Below are 17,040 nucleotides of genomic sequence, written 5' to 3' on the forward strand. Positions count from 1 at the left end.
TCATGTCTTCTTTCCTGAAGCATGGAGGCACATTATTTTGAGTTAATCCCTCTTTAGGTTTATGAGAATAGAAGTCCGTGCCTTCCATCTCCTGGTCATGGAGAAATGATGGGGCATGGTCATTGTCAGAAGAGGCGACAGCACCTCAACCCGCTGGTCCATAAACCAGTCAGAAGAGGAAAGACGCTCAGACGGCAGGTTTTCCCATACTGACCTTAACTCGGGACTGTAGAGGCGCTTTTCTCCCCCTTCCTTCGAATAAATATGCGGCCAGTAATCTTTTCTTGAGCCGGTATGTGGATGGTGGATCGAGAAGGAAAATGCGGTAGGAAAGACGATTGGATGAAATAGTACACTATACAACTTCTTTCCTAACAAAATTCTGCTATTCACTTTCTCAAATTGTGAAACGGATAGTCCTGCGAGAGAACGTGGGTGATTTCTTCCATAAGGAAAGAGGATAGAAGTTAATTCCAAACGATCTTGTAAAAAAAACTTCCACTTTTCCACCCCGATATTCAAGTGTGGATCAGATAGTATTCTCTTTTGAATCATGTGCTGCTCATTCATAATGAGTGCAATCGTCAATATGTGTTGGTCCCCCGATTGAAGATATTCATCCCACATGGTACGCATGAATAAGGAGACATTGAATTTTTTTAAGAGGTGAAAAGATGAGTGACCGGTTAATTTCCACTGTTCATAAAGTAATAACTGGGGAAAAGCGTCTTCGAAGATGGCTGAATTGCATCGCTCCAGAAACGTGAAGAGAGAGCGTTGTTCATGACTATCCAATACGTGCGAAAGAATATGGCTTCTGATATCTGTCATATGATAACCAGCATTCCTCGACACCATGTGAGCAAGAAAAGACCACTCAAGTTCAGGGTGTTTCTTAAATAGTGCAAGATAGGAAGATGTTCTGGTCAAATTGTTGACATTATATTTTTGCACCTTGTTGCAGATCTCATTATAGAGCCTGATATCATCAGGGAAGTAGATATCAGGTACAGGAACACCATTCATTTGCCCGTAAAGCCGATCGATCGCCTGTAGATCGAGAAGCGGTGATGTATGGACATTTTTACCTGGTTTGAACAGGTTTAAAATCTTTCGAAAGAGAGAATAACCCAAATGATCCCGCCTCTCTGTTGGAATGAAAAAAATTGTTCTTTTGATTTGAAACTAAATCAAAAATAATTCGTATATATGAATACAAAGAAAGATGAAAGATTCTTGGGAGGGTAGTTTATGTTGAAGAAAATCATTAAAAGATTACTTGGTTCGTCAAAACCTCATTATTACAGCTCCAGTGATGCGTGGAAAAAGCATAAATCATCGAAACATAAACATTTTGGTCATCACCATTATAAAAAGCATAAGAGCAAAAGCTTTTTTTCCAGTTTCTTTAGCAGTTGACCTGGAGAGGACGCCAAAATGATTCATACACTCTTTCGTAGTCTGATCAATGCTTTCGAACACACGTGGAAATCAGGTGATAACGTTGATGGCTTCGAAGTCACTCATATGGTTGGGAAAGGAAGCTATGGAACAACCTACTCAGTCAAACTCCGAAATGGAGAAGAGGCGATTTTGAAGCGGATACGCCCTTACAAAAAGGTATTTTCCAATCACGTCCAATATGTCCAGAATGAAAGAAATGCGCTTGAAACATTATCGAACCCCTCTATCCCTGGTTTCCTTTTAGCAGGAGAATATAAGGGGATCCCCTATCTTCTGATGGAAAAAATGCGGGGTAAAACCTTTGAAGAATTGATATTTCAGGAAGGAAAAAGGTATTCAGAGGAAGAATCCTTACGAATAGGTTTGAGGTTAGTGGAAATAGTGGATTTCATTCATCAAAAAGGGTATGTACACCGCGATTTGAGAATTCCGAATATCCTTTTGGATAAAGGGGAGCTTCAAGTCATCGATTTTGGTCTTGCGTGTGAAATCCGTACTGAAGAAGATTTTCCCGAAGTACATAAAGATTTCATGAGGGGGAAATCGAAGAAAAGTGACTTTTATGCAATTGGTCATTTTTTATTATTTTTACTGTATTCTTCTTATGATCCATTGGGTAAAAGGGAAGAAAGCTGGGAAGTTGAGCTCTCCATCCATCAGGATACAAAAGCGATTTTAAGGAGACTTCTGCAGATTGACGAAGAATATCAGGACGGTTCTCACCTGATGGAGGATTTGAAGAAGATCATTCAAACTTTACAAACAGAATAAACAAGGAGGAAGGTCAAATGTCATTTTTTAATAAAGTATTTGCTTCAATAGGTATAGGAGCCGCGACAGTTGATACAAAATTGGAAAAATCAAGCTATGAAGCAGGAGAAATAGTGAACGGGGTGGTGGAAATTACGGGAGGCAGTACGGAACAAAGTATCGACGCCATCTTTTTAACTCTCTTCACTACATATATTCGCGAATCGGATGACAAGAAATTTACCGATTATGCCCCTATTCAAAAGGTGCAAATATCCAATCCGTTCACTGTTCTTGAGAATGAAAAAAAGGAAATTCCCTTTTCTTTTACATTACCATTTGAAACACCGATAACATACGGAAACACAAGAGTATGGGTAGCAACGGGAGTGGATATCAAAAATGCAGTCGATCCAAAAGACAAAGACTATATTGAGATTGTACCGAACCAATTGACGAATGCTATCCTGACTTCTGTACAGGAACTCGGCTTCAGGATTCGGAAAGTGGAATGTGAAGAGGCACCTCGTCGCTACAGGGGGAGGTATCCTTTCATACAAGAATTTGAATTTGTACCGGTGAAGGGTCGATACCAACGTAAGTTGGATGAACTTGAAGTCATGTTCCTAAATCAAACCGAAGATCAGGTCGAGTTGCTTCTGGAAGTGGACAGAAGGGCGAGGGGCTTGGGTGGTTTTCTGGCGGAAGCTCTCGAGATGGATGAATCCATGATCAGAATGTCCATTCGTTCATCAGATGTCCCTCAATTACCGTCACTGCTCCAAGATGCCATAGACAAATTTGCGTAATCATCCGATTCGACAAAGGTTCCCAAGATTCTTTGAAGGATTCGACAAGCTGTTTGTGTAATTGTATGAGTACAACTTATTGATGGAGGGGTACTCATGCCTATACTTGAAAAAATCATTCGTCCAAAGCTCTTGAGGTCCACCTATGACATGACCATTTTCCAAACGCCCAATTATGGTGAGGATAAAGGTTACGAAGAGGTATACAGAATCTCCTTAGAAGCAAATAATCATGAAGAAGCCCTGTATCAGACGTTCAGAACCTTTAACGTACCAGACTTAATGCCGAAGGATTATGAGGGCAGATATATAGCTACACGTGACATTGTATTCATAGATGAAGGACGGAGAGGCCATTTCTACTACCGTCTTCAGCCAAATGGCTGGAAAAGAGTGAACAGGATCGTCATCCATTAAAGAATGAAGAGAGGCATTTTAAATAGGAAAGAGTTTTGCCTGAAGCAAAGCTCTTTCCTATTTCATTTTCACTTACATATTATGTCCGGGACCATTTTTTCTATTGGCACCGGTTTGCTCTTTTCCATGGGCATTATGCTCAGCATCTAATGCTTCTTTTTGAATATGATTATTTTTCTTTGGGGCATTGATTCTGTTTCGGTGTTTTTTTCCCATCAGTGTATCCTCCCCTGCTAAGACTTGCGTTTTTCAGTTCTTGAAGAGTTCGGCTGGGTTCCCGAGCGAGTAGAAGGGTTGGTTTCATTTGCGTGTTGAACTGCTTGCTTCAGTTTCTTACTCATTTTTTCATTAGCCATGTGAATCACTCCTTCTGCTTATTATTTTGCCACCCGCTTGCCATTCTATCCTTCCATTTACTAGCGTTGCATATGGATTGAAAAAGGATTACAATGGTGTTTCAACAGTATTGTTAGGAGGAATAAATCAGTGAGTATACATATTAATGCCAAAGAGAATGAAATTGCAGAAACGGTTTTATTACCTGGAGATCCACTTAGAGCAAAATACATTGCAGAAACCTTCTTAGAAGATGTTACATGTTATAACGAAGTCCGTAATATGTTTGGATACACGGGAACGTATAAAGGGAAGAGAATTTCGGTACAAGGTACTGGTATGGGTGTTCCATCCATTTCAATCTATATCAATGAATTAATGCAAAGTTATAATGTTCAGAATTTAATCCGCGTTGGTACATGCGGCGCCATTCAAAAGGATGTAAAAGTACGTGACGTAATCCTGGCAATGACGTCTTCAACAGATTCTCAAATGAACAAATTAACGTTCAACGGAATCGACTATGCACCAACAGCGAATTTTGATTTGCTTAAACGGGCATATGATGCGGGAGTACAGAAAGGTCTTAACTTAAAGGTTGGAAACGTGTTCACTGCCGATATGTTTTACAATGATAATGCAGAGCATGAAAAATGGGCTCAGTATGGAATTCTTGCCATCGAAATGGAAACATCTGCCCTTTACACATTAGCTGCCAAGTATGGCCGAAACGCACTATCCGTTTTGACTGTAAGCGACCATATCCTGACAGGTGAAGAAACGTCTTCTGAAGAGCGTCAAACCACTTTCAATGAAATGATCGAAGTAGCTTTGGAAGCAGCGATTCAAGAATAAAGCGGCTTAATGGAAAGGAAACTGCCTAAAACCCTAAAATGGGTTTTTAGGCAGTTTTTCTTTTTTGTGAAGTTTCTCCTGCTTACAATATCCTTCTGACGTGGTAAGATGGGGGATGGAACCATTTTAGAGAAACTAGGTGAAAGTATGAAAAAGATCATCTTCGTAACTGCTGCCTCCTTGGTAATGTTATCAGGGTGCTCGCAAGTACAAGAGTGGTCAGAAGATTTATTTGGCCAAAAACAACAAGAGTCACAGGAAAAGGAACCAAACGTTCAAGCACCGGATAACGGGCAGGATGAACAAGCAGTGCCGGAACAGCCTGAAGAAACGGTCCCTGAAGAACTGCAATTAGAATCCCGATACTTTAATGACGTAAAAGAGGTGGACGGTAAGCAGGTCATTCAGAATCCAGCCAATCTATTAGCCCTTGTAAACAAGGAATACGCTTTAGATGAATATAAGCCTGCTGACTTAGTTCGCCCAAACGTGCCATTTGTATTCGGAAATCAGGAGCTGGAAAAGGCGCATCTTCGTAAAGAAGCAGCAGAGCAGCTGGAGAAAATGTTCGCAGATGCAAAGGCAAAAGGGGTCTTCCTGACAGCCATTTCTGGTTACCGATCGTACGAATACCAAAAAATGCTCCTTGAAAGGGAAATTGCCCAATTCGGTGAAGAAAAAGCGGTCATGGCCGTGGCACCACCGGGACAAAGTGAGCATCAATCAGGATTAGCCATGGATATTTCCAGTGAAAGCAATCAATTTCAAGTGAATATTGAATTTGCCGAAACGAAAGAAGGAAAGTGGCTGGCTGAAAATGCTTATAAATACGGCTTCATTCTCCGATACCCGGAGGATAAGGTTTCCGTTACCCAATATCAATATGAACCATGGCATTATAGATATGTCGGAATGGATGCGGCAAAAGTAATCCACGAAAACGATTGGACTCTTGAAGAATACTTTAAAAATGTAAAGAAAATCTAATCTTAATAAAGGGTCAGGGCCTATTTACCTGACCTTTTTTGGTTTGTTGTTGAAAGAAGCCCCTTCCTCCAATTGTTCTGTTTTAGAGGATTCCCACATAAAACAGTAATAGGGCTGTCCAATTTCAAATGGGTGGGTGGATTGTATGATGAGGGTGTTTGGCATTATCGTTTTAGGAAGTGTTTTCGTTGGGATAGGCATCAATCTATTTTTTGTCCCCCATCATTTTCTGGATGGCGGCATGATCGGGATCGGTTTAATAGCACATTACTGGTTTGGTTTGAAACCGGGACTGACCATTATCCTTCTTAGTGTGCCCCTCTATTTTCTTGCTTTCATGAAAGACAGGGCCCTCTTTTATAATAGTATCCATGGCCTGTGGCTTTCTTCCTTGATGATCGATTTTTTTTATCAATGGCATATGATGATTAATATCCCTCCACTTATGAGTGCCATTTTCGGAGGTGCTTTCGTTGGGATCGGGATTGGATTAATGCTGAGGGGGAATTCAGCCACAGGAGGATCAGACTTATTGGCACAGTTGATCGGGAAAAGTTTTGGCTTTAATGTGGGCAAGTTGATCTTTGCTTTTGATAGCATTGTGCTTATGGTGGGCTTTCCGATCATCGGGACCGAGGCATTTCTATATTCTCTATTGGCTGTCAGCACGGTAGGGTTTTTTACGACGATTTTGACGCATCATAATGAAGACGGTGGATTTTCCTTTCACTAACAAGGAAAAGCTGATAAAATAAAGTAGTTATGAGCATTTGATTGCTCAGTGGCAAGATTTATGATAGTCTAAACGGAAATTCACAGGAGTTACATAGCAACGAAAGTGGTGGAAGCTTTGGAACAAGATAAGACAGAACAGTCGCAACAGGAAACGCATTCAAGTTTCATAAAAATGAAAAAATTCAAGTTTGTCATGCTCCTCTTTTTCCTTGTTTTCCTTACAGCGGGAATCACAACGTTTGCACTTGCGTTCGGTGACGAAAAAGCGGTCAACGTTGGGGTTACGGAGCGTTCGGAGTTTCAGAAACTGTATGAAGCCTATGACAAATTAAACGAAAATTATTACAAGGATCTTGATGAGGATACTCTCGTCAACGGTGCGATCAACGGTATGATCGACAGTGTAGGAGATCCATTTTCTGATTACATGAATGAAGAAGAAGCGAAGAAATTCGAGGAAAGCATCTCATCTTCATTTGAAGGGATCGGTGCAGAAATCCAGGAGAAGGAAGGCTATATATCCATTGTTTCTCCGATAAAAGGTTCTCCTGCAGAAAAAGCCGGGTTGCAACCGAATGATATCGTCACAAAGGTAGATGACAAAAGCATACAGGGAATGTCTGTAACGGATGCGGTCCTTTTAATACGCGGTGAAAAAGGCACGAAGGTAACCTTGACCATACAGCGTCCGGGTCAGGATAAGCCTATGGAAGTCACCATCACAAGAGACGAGATTCCGATTGAAACGGTTTATGCAGAAATGAAGGATAACGGTGTGGCTGAAATCCAGATCACCAGTTTCTCCGAAAATACGTACAAAGAACTGACAGAAGCTCTTAATGAAATGAACGATAAAGGCATGAAGAAGCTTGTCTTAGACCTTAGACAAAATCCTGGTGGTTTATTGGATCAGGCAGTCAAAATCTCAAATCTATTTGTTCCTGAAGGGAAAACATTATTCCAGGTGGAAGATAGTAAAGGGAAAGTGCAGAAATATGTCTCAGAATCAGGTCAAAAGGTAGACGTTCCGACAGCCGTCCTGGTTGATGAAGGAAGTGCAAGTGCAGCCGAGATCCTTTCGGCAGCGGTGAGCGAATCCAATGATATTCCTTTGATCGGAACAAAGACATTCGGGAAGGGGACCGTTCAAACGGCTGAGACCTTCAAAGATGGATCAAATATGAAGTTTACGACAGCTAAATGGCTGACACCTGACGGTAATTGGATTCATGAGAAGGGCATCAAACCGGATGTAGAAGTGAAGATGCCTGATTATGCCCAGCTTCCATACATCAATCCTGACAAGGAGATGAAGGAAGAAGATTTATCTGAAGGGGTTAAGACAGCAGAGCAAATGCTGAAGGCATTAGACATCAACCCTGGAAAAGTAGATGGCTATTATGATGAAGATACAACAACAGCCGTTAAAAAGTTCCAAGGAAAAAATGATCTAGAAGTGACGGGTACATTAAACGGGGAAACCATCTTGAAGCTTATGACCGATCTTCGGGAGAAGTTGAAAGATAACGACCCTCAATTGAAAAAAGCCATTGAGATTTTGAATAAATAACAATGAAAAGTGGTCCCAGGTGAATTCACCTGGGATTTTTTTATTTCCTTTCTAATAGCTCATTTGGTCTTTGATCCCTCGTATAGAATAAGCATCCGATACCAACAATGAAAGTATATATGAGGTGATTCAATGAAAAAAATCGTACTGACCTTTGCAATCGTGCTTTCTGCCATTGTTTTCATAAGCGGTTCACCGTTTTGGAGAGATGAGGGTCTTCCTGCTGCAGAGGGAGGCACGGCGGGTGATAACTTACTAAGCGTAAAGGGCGAATCTTTCTTTCCACTCGAAAAAATGGAACCGGTCAACTTCCTTCTGATTGGTTCTGATCAGCGACAGGACGAAGCTGCACGTGCTGATGTCATGATGGTGGTACAATACATTCCTCAAGCATCTACGGTTAAACTCGTTTCCATCATGAGGGACACATTCGTAGAAATCCCCGGACATGATAAGAGTAAAATCAATCATGCCTTTTCTTGGGGTGGAGAAGAACTGCTGGTTGAAACGATACAACAAAATTTCGATTTGAAGATTCAACATACCGTGAAGATTGACTTCAATGATTTCATCAGCATGATGGATCTTGTGTTCCCTGAAGGGGTAAAGGTTGGCATAACCCAGCCGATGATCAATCACTGGAAGTGGTTGAAAGAACCCGGGGAAGTAGTGTTGAAAGGGGAAGAAATCCTGCAATATGTAAGGTTCAGGGGAGATGTCAACAACGACTTTGGACGAGTAGAGAGACAGCAGGAAATCATTCGGTTAGCCGAAGAGAATCTCATGAAAACGATCCAATCGGGTGAAGGCATGACAACGATCACTTCTCTTATCAGGGAAGGATTAAATAACGTTGAAACTTCCACACCTATAAGCGAAATCATGAAATATGGTATGTCTGTTTTATTAAATCCCATCGATAAAGTGGAGACCCTCCGCATACCCGTCGAAGGCAGCTTCACTGATTTCTCTACGACGCACGCTGGTCTTGTTCTTAAAATGGATGAACAAAAGAATCGTGAAGCCATAATGGTTTTTTTAGATCCACATTACCATGAATAAAAATCTGAAGAATCAAGGTCCAGATATGTTTCAATCTTCTTCATTTTTCTTATGATTAAATCGTGAAGATAGTTCCTATACTTTTGATCTTCAGCCAGATTATGTTCCAGGTGGAGTACCTTGATATGCTCAAGGTGCTCTTTTAATGTTCGCTCATCGCTGTCGGATCCCCCTGATTGGACTTTGCGGAGAATGACATCAACCAGTTTTTCGTGAGTGGCTTCAACGGTTTTTGTTCCTTGCCGGGCATAAATGGCCCCATATCGCAATTCTCCCCTTGTGACAATAGAAGTATAAGGGACATATCTCGGATCATAATCAATGATAAGTACCTGAAATCGTTTATGACTCATCATCGGGTGAGTGGCTTCAGGGAATATGAAGTCTTCCGTTCTATATCGTAAAGATTTTGGAAGCAGATGTTGCAGTTTATTATCAACATCTGCTTTATCCAAAAATTCCTCGTCCGTCAAGCCTTTCAAATCAATGGACCCATCATCAAATTGCATAACACCGATGATAATGCATCCGCCTCCTGTATTGGATATTGCAAGGATATGTTTTGCCATTTTGGTGAACTCGATCCAATCAGATTTAAAGTCCACATAATCGGTTTCACCGGTATTATGGAGCAGAAGATCCTTCAATGTTTCATGAGAAGGATTCTTTAGGAAATCTCTTAACTTAAGGGGAACAATCTTCTCATAATACATGATACTCCCACCTTTTACATTCATCACAAATTTATCTTGCCATTGATTCGATCATTCTCTCTGTTACATACTACATTCTATGCGTGATCAGAGTGGGATAACGCTCCTGATCGTATAATTCTTCGAATAGATCATTCTTTCAAGTGGGATCTCCGTTGTTTTCCTGCCTGCTTTCTAATAGAATATGGATAGGAATTAATGGAGAGGAAGATTACATGAAAAAGGATGTATACATATTATCAGGTTTTCTTGGCAGTGGGAAAACGACATTACTGAAAGAATTACTTCAATCCTTAAAGGATCATAATAAAAAACCGGCAGTATTGTTGAATGAATTAGGAAGTGTATCGATTGACAGTGATGCAGTTGATGATGATACTGCACTAAGGGAGCTTCTTGATGGATGTATTTGCTGCACCATATCAGAAAAGTTGGAATCGCAGCTCCAGGAGCTCTTAATGAATGAAGAATTTGATGTGCTGGTCATTGAAACGACGGGGGCAGCCCATCCGGTTGAGGTGGTGGATTCTATCTTGTCCCCACTGTTTGCCGATCGATTCGATTTCAGAGGGATTGTCACTGTGGTGGACGGACTCCAATGGCGGAACAGGGGTGACTTCAGTCCGGCAGTCTTACATTTGATGAGAGAACAAATCCGTCATGCACAGTATATTGTAGCAAATAAAATGGACCTGCTTAGTGAAATGGAGCAGGGAACATTCTCATATGAATTACAACAAATCAATCCAAGTGCCAAAGTATTTCTAACAAATTACTCCCAAGTTTCGATGGAGGATATCCTGTCTTTAAAAGCACATAAAAGATCGGTATCCCACAACCAAGCCTCAATTGGTGATCATTTAACTTTACAAGCGGTTGTATATACGTTCAAAGGAAAAGTGAATGGAGAAGCCTTTGAAGATTGGGTGAAAAATCAGCCTGATACCATTTACAGAATGAAGGGATATGTGCCTCTACAGGGAAGGAGATATCCAACATTATTTCAGTATTCTTACGGCATGCCTCTCTTCATGCCGGGAGAAATGAATTATCCCACCAATTTCGTCATAATTGGGGAAAAATTACATAAAGAAGAAATAAAACAGTCTTTACAGAAGATTGACCTAATGATGTAGTCCAAGGAGTGGGGAATCCTAATGGTGTTTCTACTGTTTAGTGTAGAACTCATTTTATTTATTACTGGAATATATGGCTTAGGTATATATGAATCCAGGTTGCAGTTATTTATATTTACTGGATTGATCGTCCTCAGTATCGTGTTATTCATCTGGACGGTTGTATCCTATCAGAAGAAACAACAGAAGGGACAAAGAACAAATGACTGTTGGGATTGTGCTATTTATTCACCTGACTGTTTGCCGGCTCCGCGAGGGAATAAATTCGATTGTGATTCACCTGACTGTGACTGTACCCCAGACTGCAGTCCGTAGGAGGGAAAGAAATGAATGAATGGATCACACTTTCCTTTATGCCTTGTCACAGAATGCCGGAGAGGTCACTGAATGTGAAAGGTAAACAATTCCCGCTCTGTTTCAGGTGTATGGGGATCCTTTTTGGGATGATCCTGGGAGTTTCTTTTACATTGTTGTTCTTTCAAGCGTTGACCTTTGTTCATCTATTGATGGCCGTTCTTTTCATCATCCCACTCTTAGTGGATGGATTCACTCAAAAGTGGGGATGGAGACGGAGTACGAATTTCCTTCGGTTGCTAACAGGACTGCTTTGTGGAATGGGCTTATCGCTGGCGATCGTCATATTGTCTAAATGGGGAGTCAGCCTCATCATATTAGTAACAAGTTAAATCATTGACAATCTCTAAAAAAATGTATATTATTTAATAGTTAACTTAGTGAAGTATTTATTGAGTGTAAGAAAGGTCGATTTTTAGTGGGAAAAGAATTGTTCGATCTAGAAGGATTATTTAGATCCGTTTTTAGAATGATGAAATCAGATATTCGAACCATCTTTGGAGAATTCATTTCAAATGGAGAATTTCGCGTTCTTCAACTCATCAGGGAAAATGGTGCATTGAAATCCTCTGAAATTTCTAAGCGTATGGAAGTTTCAGCGAGTCACATCACCTCCATTACAGATACATTAGTTGAAAAAGGCTATATTACTAGACAGCGGTCGAATGAAGATCGCAGAGTCGTAGAGTTGACTCTCACATCTCTAGGGGTAGAAGTGCTAGCACAGTGTGAAGAGAAGAAATCACACTATTTTCAGCAGTTATTTCAAACCTTTGACAAAGACGAGATCAACCATCTGATTGAATTGTTTGAGAAGTTGCTGAATTCATCGGTACGCAAGTAATCGAATGAGATTAGGTCCTGATCTTCTAAAGAGAAGTGTTGAACAGGAACGAATAATAAGGGTTGACCTTAAAAGCGGTCATCCCTTCTATTATGCTCATTTACTTAAGTTAGTTAATTATTCATACTATAAATATTAAGGGAGACAGAGAATTATGGAACATTTAGAACATCGAAAAAAAGTATTGATCATGATTGCCATTATGTCAGCCATGTTATTCGCAGCATTGAATCAAACCATTGTTGGAACGGCATTGCCTAAAATCATTTCTGAAATTGGCGGAATGGATTATTATAGCTGGGTCTTTACCATTTTTATGCTGACTAGCTCAGTTACCGCTATATTAGTGGGGAAATTATCAGATATGTATGGAAGGAAGCCTTTTATCCTGCTTGGGATTGGTGTCTTCATGATTGGTTCGTTCTTAAACGGACTTTCATCTTCTATTATTCAGTTAATCATTTTCAGGGGAATCCAAGGATTCGGAGCCGGAATGATCATGTCTACAGCATTTACCGCTGTAGGAGACTTATTCTCCCCGCGTGAGAGAGGGAAATGGCAGGGGTTAATGAGCAGTGTGTTTGGTCTTGCAAGTGTATTCGGTCCAACTCTAGGGGGATGGATCGTGGATAACGCCGATTGGCACTGGGTATTCTGGGTATTCCTTCCCGTTGGGTTCATCGCATTCGGAATGATTTATAAAATGTTTCCTTCCCAAGAGCCGAACAAAGGACTTAAAGTGGATTATTTAGGTTCCGTCATGTTAACCTTAACGATCATTCCATTATTGCTCGCCTTTACCTGGGGGGGAAGTGATTATGAATGGATTTCTATTCAGATCATTGGATTACTGACATTATCGGTTGTAGCACTAGTACTATTCATCATTACGGAAAGAAGAGCAAGTAATCCTGTGCTTCCGCTTCAATTGTTTAAGAACAAGATCTTTACCCTTTCAAATATCATTGGTTTCATACTCGGAGCAGGAATGTTTGGGGCCATCATGTATATGCCGTTCTTCATTCAAGGTGTAATGGGTACATCTGCCACTAAATCAGGACTTGTCATGATGCCGATGACATTAAGCATGGTGTTTGCAAGTACAATCGGTGGACAAATCATAACAAAGACGGGGAAATATAAATTTCTTGCCCTTATCGGATTGTTCGTCATGAGTACAGGGATGCTTCTATTATCTTTCATGGATACGGACACTACCAATGCGAGAGCCTTACTCAATATTATAATAGTTGGAACAGGTCTTGGACTCAGTTTCCCTGTGTTCACACTCACGGTTCAAAATGCCGTACAGCATAAGTTTCTCGGAGTGGCCACAGCTGCTACACAATTGTTCAGACAAATTGGTGGAACAATTGGAGTAGCCATCATGGGAACGGTGATGAACTCTTCTATGACGTCCAAGATGACGGAGAAAATGTCTTCAGTGAAGGACTCACCTTTACTTACAGATCCTAAGACCAGTGGAGTGATGAAACAGCTCCAAGATCCTCAGAATATTATGAATGGTGGAAAATTAAAAGAACTTCAATCAACATTACCAAAAGAATTCCAAGGAGTATATGCATCGATCTTAGATGGTGTAAGGGAATCTTTAAGTTATGCTTTAACCAATGTGTTCTTCATCGGAGCCATCATTCTCCTGGTTGGATTCGTACTGACCTTCTTTATGAAGGAGATTCCATTAAGAATGTCAAACAAAGATGTCACAGAAGAAGAAAAAGAAGCGAAACTTAAAGAAGCTTCCAATCATTAATATCCAACTATAATAAAAGGGTAAACCTCGATGTACAGAGGTTTACCCTTTACTTTATTACATGGTGCTTTCTCCAAATTTTTTGAATGTCATTTCATCTTCAACAAGTCCGCAGGCTGCACATTGAACTTTTAATTCAGGTCCGTTGTAAGCGAGGTGAAATGGATCGAGTTGACCTTGCTCATAACTTTGAACGACCTCTCCGGAAGCAGGATCAAGTTTCACACTCTGTGGTACTTGTTGTATAATATTGAATCGAGTGCGATTCGTTTTACAGCTAGGGCAGCGATAGGGTGTAGTCATTGATATCACCTTTCTTCGTTTTTTTCTAGTATGCTTAAATACTAAACTTTTTATGTAAAGGATGTTTGAATATGTCGGAAGTATTCGGTAATCTGCTGAAATCCTATAGACAAATATGGAAAAATCGGATTTTACCTGAAGGAGACGCTTCACCAGAACAAATTTTGAAAGAAGCCATTAAACGTGAACTCGAAGATGCGAATAGTCATCCAAGGGTGCGTAAGTCCATGAATGATAAATATTTTACAGCCACAAAGAGGATTGCTGACTCAAGCTTATCGAATGATGATAAAGTCGGATTAATTGAAATACATATAGAGGTTGCCGAGCAATTAATTAAAGTACGGGGTTGAAAAGGGACAGATTGAAATGGATTTCGAGCAATTTTCTTTTCTGTATACCTATATAGGTATATAATGTAGGTATTCATATTAAAAGGGTGATGTCAGTATGCCAGTACTAATTTTATTACTAGTCAGTGTGTTTTCATATATGATGTACTATCGATATTTTCCGGTAAGAACAAGACAGTGGTTCTCTCGAGAAGTGACGTCGGAACATATTGTAGTCGACGTCAGGGATTATCAAGACTCTTCCAAAGGAGATTGCGATGATGTAGTTGCCTTACCTTGTGGGTATATTAGAAGATATTTCAGTGATATTCCTGAAGGACCTTTGCTCGTGATGGGGAGCAACCTTATAGAATGTAATGTAGGCGTGAGGCAATTAAAACGACTTGGATTCAATGTAGAGGGATACTTGATCATTGTTTCTGACAAAAAATGTAATGAATACCTTTCTTTAGGGTGAAATCCTTCATTCTTTGAAACGTGACTGTAACATTAGTTACATTATCTAAGCTGTTTAAAACCTGTCAAGAATCATATACCGGTAATAATTAGTCGCTGAACCCAATTCGTTCTCCTATTGGAAATGTAAGTAAATCAAATAAAATGGCTTTTCTCCCTACTAGAATCAGTGGTTACTATAGTACTATAGAAAAATTGTCTTTCAAAATAGAACAATTGATTTCTAGTTTCCAAGTTCTCCCGTAAATGTAACAAAAACAGGGTGGTATGATGAATGTGCAGCACAGAAAAACACATTCACTAAGGAGGAATTCATTTTTATGAATAAGAAAATGATGGTTTCAACAGCAACAGCATTAACATTATTAGCAACTCCATTCGCAGCAGGTAAAGCTGACGCTGCAGCACCATGTCCATCTCAAGATAAGGTCGTTCAACAAGCGAACGCATTTAAATATAATGGAAATCAAGAAGATCTTAATAAATTTGTACAAGATGTTCTATCAAAATATCAAATCGATGGTAAGAATATCAATGTTCAAGAATTATTGAAGGGGCAGGCACCAGAAGCTAAAGCAGAAGCTCCTGCACCAGCAAATGAAGCGCCAAAAGCAGATGCACCTAAGCAAGAAGCACCAAAAGCAGAAGCTCCTGCTCCAGAAGCAGAAGCTCCAAAGGCAGAAGCACAAGCACCTGCTCCAGCTGCAAATGAGCAACAACAACAATCAGAACAAGCAACTGAACAGTCTGGTCAATTAAGCCAGTTCGAACAGCAAGTAGTAGAGTTAACAAACCAAGAGCGTGCAAAACAAGGACTTCCTGCGCTTAAAGTAGATGCAGAACTAAGCAAAGTGGCACGTGAGAAGTCTCGTGATATGCAAGCGAACAACTACTTCTCTCACACAAGCCCTACGTACGGTTCACCATTCGACATGATGAAGCAGTTTGGTATTGAATACAGCTCTGCAGGTGAAAACATCGCCATGGGTCAAAAGACTCCGGAAGAGGTAGTACAAGCTTGGATGAACAGTGAAGGTCACCGTAAAAATATCATGAGCTCAAACTACACTCACATCGGTGTGGGATATGTAGAAAATGGTAACTACTGGACTCAACAATTCATCGGTAAATAATCTCATTTGTTTAAAGAAACAGTCTCTCTTGGAGAGGCTGTTTTTTTATTTTCCCCAAATTAAAAAATGTCATCCTGAATCTGTCAATTTGCAACTATTTATCCAATCATTTAAGAGCTTACATTTGCAATTCGGGAAAATCCTTCTTACTATTGAAATATAACGAGTACGTGGAGTGAACATGATGAATGATAAAGTTGTTTTAATAACAGGGGGATCCAAGGGGATTGGACGGCAGACTGTCGAAGAGTTTTCCAAACAAGGGTACACAATTATCCTTAACTATAGAAGTAATGATGAATTCGTAGAAGAATTGGTATCTGACTTAGCCAAACGATATACCAACACCATCATCCCGATAAAGGGGGATGTTTCCGTTCCGGAAGAATGTGAACGGATGGCAGTGGAAATCTGGAATAAGGTGGAAAGCGTTGACATATTAATTCACAACGCAGGGCCGTATGTCAAAGAAAGAAAATCCTTTGCCGATTATTCACCTGAAGAGTGGAATTATATCGTGAATGGGAACTTGAATAGTGTATTTTACTTATCAAGGTTATTGATACCAAAGATGCGGGAAAAAAAGTGGGGCAGGATCATCACGTTTGGATATGATCGGGTAGAATCAGCTCCGGGTTGGATTTATCGTTCTGCTTTCGCAGCGGCTAAAGCTGGACTTGCTTCCTTCACTAAAACCATTTCAATCGAGGAAGCACACAACGGGATAACGGCAAATATGGTCTGTCCAGGGGATATCGTAGGTGAGTGGAAGGAAAAGGGGATCAGCTTGGCGAAAGAACACCATGACCCCAAAACCCCGGTTGGCCGACCGGGTTCTGGGGAGGACCTCGCAAGGATCATTTCGTTTCTTTGTCAGGAAGACTCAGATTTCATTACAGGATCTATCATACCGGTAACAGGTGGCAAGGATGTCCTGGGCAAGGTGTTCCATCAATAAAGAGCCACGGCACCGCCGTGGCTCTTTCAGT

General features: G+C 40.5%; 21 protein-coding genes. 16 read left to right on the plus strand and 5 right to left on the minus strand.

The features are described 5' to 3' along the window. Positions 1-42: 42 nt before the first annotated feature. Positions 43-1,134 carry a DUF2515 family protein gene (locus tag LCL96_RS05870; protein ID WP_224940490.1) on the minus strand — a complete coding sequence of 364 codons (1,092 nt, stop codon included), beginning with the start codon at positions 1,132-1,134 and terminating at the stop codon, positions 43-45. A 303-nt stretch (positions 1,135-1,437) separates the two neighbouring features. Between LCL96_RS05870 and LCL96_RS05875 the strand changes: the two genes are divergently transcribed. From LCL96_RS05875 to LCL96_RS05885, 3 genes are all read left to right on the plus strand, one after another. Then, positions 1,438-2,235, plus strand: coding sequence for a serine/threonine protein kinase (locus tag LCL96_RS05875; protein ID WP_224940491.1), 798 nt, complete (start codon positions 1,438-1,440; stop codon positions 2,233-2,235). A gap of 17 nt (positions 2,236-2,252) precedes the next feature. Continuing rightward, positions 2,253-3,023, plus strand: a complete 771-nt coding sequence (locus tag LCL96_RS05880) for a sporulation protein (RefSeq protein ID WP_224940492.1) — start codon at positions 2,253-2,255, stop codon at positions 3,021-3,023. Positions 3,024-3,119: 96 nt separating this feature from the next. Beyond that, positions 3,120-3,440, plus strand: a complete 321-nt coding sequence (locus tag LCL96_RS05885) for a YodL domain-containing protein (RefSeq protein ID WP_224940493.1) — start codon at positions 3,120-3,122, stop codon at positions 3,438-3,440. Between the two features lie 72 nt (positions 3,441-3,512). Here the strand turns inward: LCL96_RS05885 and LCL96_RS05890 are convergent, their stop codons facing one another. Then, positions 3,513-3,656: a hypothetical protein gene (locus LCL96_RS05890; RefSeq protein WP_224940494.1), complete on the minus strand. Its 144-nt coding sequence runs from the start codon at positions 3,654-3,656 to the stop codon at positions 3,513-3,515. 17 nt (positions 3,657-3,673) lie between these two features. Then, positions 3,674-3,796: a hypothetical protein gene (locus tag LCL96_RS23395; RefSeq protein ID WP_263628063.1), complete on the minus strand. Its 123-nt coding sequence runs from the start codon at positions 3,794-3,796 to the stop codon at positions 3,674-3,676. Positions 3,797-3,926: 130 nt separating this feature from the next. On the opposite strand from LCL96_RS23395, the gene deoD reads away from it, so the two are divergent. The 5 genes from deoD (at position 3,927) to LCL96_RS05915 (ending at position 8,985) form a co-directional block, all read left to right on the plus strand. Beyond that, a complete protein-coding gene (gene deoD, locus LCL96_RS05895) occupies positions 3,927-4,631 on the plus strand; it encodes a purine-nucleoside phosphorylase (protein ID WP_224940495.1) in 705 nt (234 codons plus the stop codon). A 147-nt stretch (positions 4,632-4,778) separates the two neighbouring features. Continuing rightward, positions 4,779-5,618: a D-alanyl-D-alanine carboxypeptidase family protein gene (locus LCL96_RS05900; RefSeq protein ID WP_224940496.1), complete on the plus strand. Its 840-nt coding sequence runs from the start codon at positions 4,779-4,781 to the stop codon at positions 5,616-5,618. 145 nt (positions 5,619-5,763) lie between these two features. Next, the gene (locus tag LCL96_RS05905; RefSeq protein ID WP_224940497.1) at positions 5,764-6,351 is read left to right on the plus strand and encodes a YitT family protein; all 588 of its coding nucleotides are present in this window, start codon (positions 5,764-5,766) and stop codon (positions 6,349-6,351) included. A gap of 117 nt (positions 6,352-6,468) precedes the next feature. After that, on the plus strand, positions 6,469-7,923 hold the full coding sequence (locus tag LCL96_RS05910; RefSeq protein WP_224940498.1) for a S41 family peptidase: 1,455 nt from the start codon (positions 6,469-6,471) through the stop codon (positions 7,921-7,923). A 132-nt stretch (positions 7,924-8,055) separates the two neighbouring features. Further along, a complete protein-coding gene (locus LCL96_RS05915) occupies positions 8,056-8,985 on the plus strand; it encodes an LCP family protein (RefSeq protein ID WP_224940499.1) in 930 nt (309 codons plus the stop codon). On the opposite strand, the gene LCL96_RS05920 is transcribed toward LCL96_RS05915, so the two are convergent. Continuing rightward, complete coding sequence (locus tag LCL96_RS05920; protein WP_224940500.1) at positions 8,973-9,698, minus strand: helix-turn-helix domain-containing protein; 726 nt, start codon at positions 9,696-9,698, stop codon at positions 8,973-8,975. The two genes, LCL96_RS05915 and LCL96_RS05920, sit on opposite strands and share 13 nt — an antisense overlap. 215 nt (positions 9,699-9,913) lie before the next feature. On the opposite strand from LCL96_RS05920, the gene LCL96_RS05925 reads away from it, so the two are divergent. The 4 genes from LCL96_RS05925 (at position 9,914) to LCL96_RS05940 (ending at position 13,806) form a co-directional block, all read left to right on the plus strand. Continuing rightward, on the plus strand, positions 9,914-10,834 hold the full coding sequence (locus LCL96_RS05925; protein ID WP_224940501.1) for a CobW family GTP-binding protein: 921 nt from the start codon (positions 9,914-9,916) through the stop codon (positions 10,832-10,834). A gap of 326 nt (positions 10,835-11,160) precedes the next feature. Then, positions 11,161-11,520: a DUF2085 domain-containing protein gene (locus LCL96_RS05930; protein ID WP_224940502.1), complete on the plus strand. Its 360-nt coding sequence runs from the start codon at positions 11,161-11,163 to the stop codon at positions 11,518-11,520. 86 nt (positions 11,521-11,606) lie between these two features. Continuing rightward, positions 11,607-12,032 (plus strand): MarR family winged helix-turn-helix transcriptional regulator, encoded by a 426-nt coding sequence (locus LCL96_RS05935; RefSeq protein ID WP_224940503.1) that lies wholly within the window; start codon positions 11,607-11,609, stop codon positions 12,030-12,032. 154 nt (positions 12,033-12,186) lie between these two features. Then, the gene (locus LCL96_RS05940) at positions 12,187-13,806 is read left to right on the plus strand and encodes an MDR family MFS transporter (RefSeq protein ID WP_224940504.1); all 1,620 of its coding nucleotides are present in this window, start codon (positions 12,187-12,189) and stop codon (positions 13,804-13,806) included. A gap of 57 nt (positions 13,807-13,863) precedes the next feature. Here LCL96_RS05940 and LCL96_RS05945 read toward each other — a convergent pair whose 3' ends face one another. Further along, the gene (locus LCL96_RS05945; RefSeq protein WP_224940505.1) at positions 13,864-14,109 is read right to left on the minus strand and encodes a DNA alkylation repair protein; all 246 of its coding nucleotides are present in this window, start codon (positions 14,107-14,109) and stop codon (positions 13,864-13,866) included. Positions 14,110-14,180: 71 nt separating this feature from the next. Here LCL96_RS05945 and LCL96_RS05950 point away from each other — a divergent pair, with 71 nt between their 5' ends. From LCL96_RS05950 to LCL96_RS05965, 4 genes are all read left to right on the plus strand, one after another. Then, the gene (locus LCL96_RS05950; protein ID WP_224940506.1) at positions 14,181-14,462 is read left to right on the plus strand and encodes a hypothetical protein; all 282 of its coding nucleotides are present in this window, start codon (positions 14,181-14,183) and stop codon (positions 14,460-14,462) included. 97 nt (positions 14,463-14,559) lie between these two features. Next, positions 14,560-14,919: a hypothetical protein gene (locus tag LCL96_RS05955; protein WP_224940507.1), complete on the plus strand. Its 360-nt coding sequence runs from the start codon at positions 14,560-14,562 to the stop codon at positions 14,917-14,919. A gap of 319 nt (positions 14,920-15,238) precedes the next feature. Next, complete coding sequence (locus LCL96_RS05960; protein ID WP_224940508.1) at positions 15,239-16,051, plus strand: CAP domain-containing protein; 813 nt, start codon at positions 15,239-15,241, stop codon at positions 16,049-16,051. Positions 16,052-16,235: 184 nt separating this feature from the next. Next, positions 16,236-17,009, plus strand: coding sequence for an SDR family oxidoreductase (locus LCL96_RS05965; protein ID WP_224941307.1), 774 nt, complete (start codon positions 16,236-16,238; stop codon positions 17,007-17,009). The last annotated feature ends 31 nt before the right edge of the window (positions 17,010-17,040 follow it).

The sequence above is a fragment of the Rossellomorea aquimaris genome (assembly GCF_020172085.1).
In the GTDB taxonomy this organism is placed as follows: Bacteria; Bacillota; Bacilli; order Bacillales; family Bacillaceae_B; genus Rossellomorea; species Rossellomorea aquimaris_E.

Coding starts and splice junctions, on each gene's coding strand:
- LCL96_RS05875 (WP_224940491.1), top strand. CDS start 1,438: ATGATTCATACACTCTTTCGTAGTCTGATCAATGCTTTCGAACACACG.
- LCL96_RS05880 (WP_224940492.1), top strand. CDS start 2,253: ATGTCATTTTTTAATAAAGTATTTGCTTCAATAGGTATAGGAGCCGCG.
- LCL96_RS05885 (WP_224940493.1), top strand. CDS start 3,120: ATGCCTATACTTGAAAAAATCATTCGTCCAAAGCTCTTGAGGTCCACC.
- LCL96_RS05890 (WP_224940494.1), bottom strand. CDS start 3,656: ATGGGAAAAAAACACCGAAACAGAATCAATGCCCCAAAGAAAAATAAT.
- LCL96_RS23395 (WP_263628063.1), bottom strand. CDS start 3,796: ATGGCTAATGAAAAAATGAGTAAGAAACTGAAGCAAGCAGTTCAACAC.
- LCL96_RS05900 (WP_224940496.1), top strand. CDS start 4,779: ATGAAAAAGATCATCTTCGTAACTGCTGCCTCCTTGGTAATGTTATCA.
- LCL96_RS05905 (WP_224940497.1), top strand. CDS start 5,764: ATGATGAGGGTGTTTGGCATTATCGTTTTAGGAAGTGTTTTCGTTGGG.
- LCL96_RS05915 (WP_224940499.1), top strand. CDS start 8,056: ATGAAAAAAATCGTACTGACCTTTGCAATCGTGCTTTCTGCCATTGTT.
- LCL96_RS05920 (WP_224940500.1), bottom strand. CDS start 9,698: ATGTATTATGAGAAGATTGTTCCCCTTAAGTTAAGAGATTTCCTAAAG.
- LCL96_RS05925 (WP_224940501.1), top strand. CDS start 9,914: ATGAAAAAGGATGTATACATATTATCAGGTTTTCTTGGCAGTGGGAAA.
- LCL96_RS05930 (WP_224940502.1), top strand. CDS start 11,161: ATGAATGAATGGATCACACTTTCCTTTATGCCTTGTCACAGAATGCCG.
- LCL96_RS05940 (WP_224940504.1), top strand. CDS start 12,187: ATGGAACATTTAGAACATCGAAAAAAAGTATTGATCATGATTGCCATT.
- LCL96_RS05945 (WP_224940505.1), bottom strand. CDS start 14,109: ATGACTACACCCTATCGCTGCCCTAGCTGTAAAACGAATCGCACTCGA.
- LCL96_RS05950 (WP_224940506.1), top strand. CDS start 14,181: ATGTCGGAAGTATTCGGTAATCTGCTGAAATCCTATAGACAAATATGG.
- LCL96_RS05955 (WP_224940507.1), top strand. CDS start 14,560: ATGCCAGTACTAATTTTATTACTAGTCAGTGTGTTTTCATATATGATG.
- LCL96_RS05960 (WP_224940508.1), top strand. CDS start 15,239: ATGAATAAGAAAATGATGGTTTCAACAGCAACAGCATTAACATTATTA.
- LCL96_RS05965 (WP_224941307.1), top strand. CDS start 16,236: ATGAATGATAAAGTTGTTTTAATAACAGGGGGATCCAAGGGGATTGGA.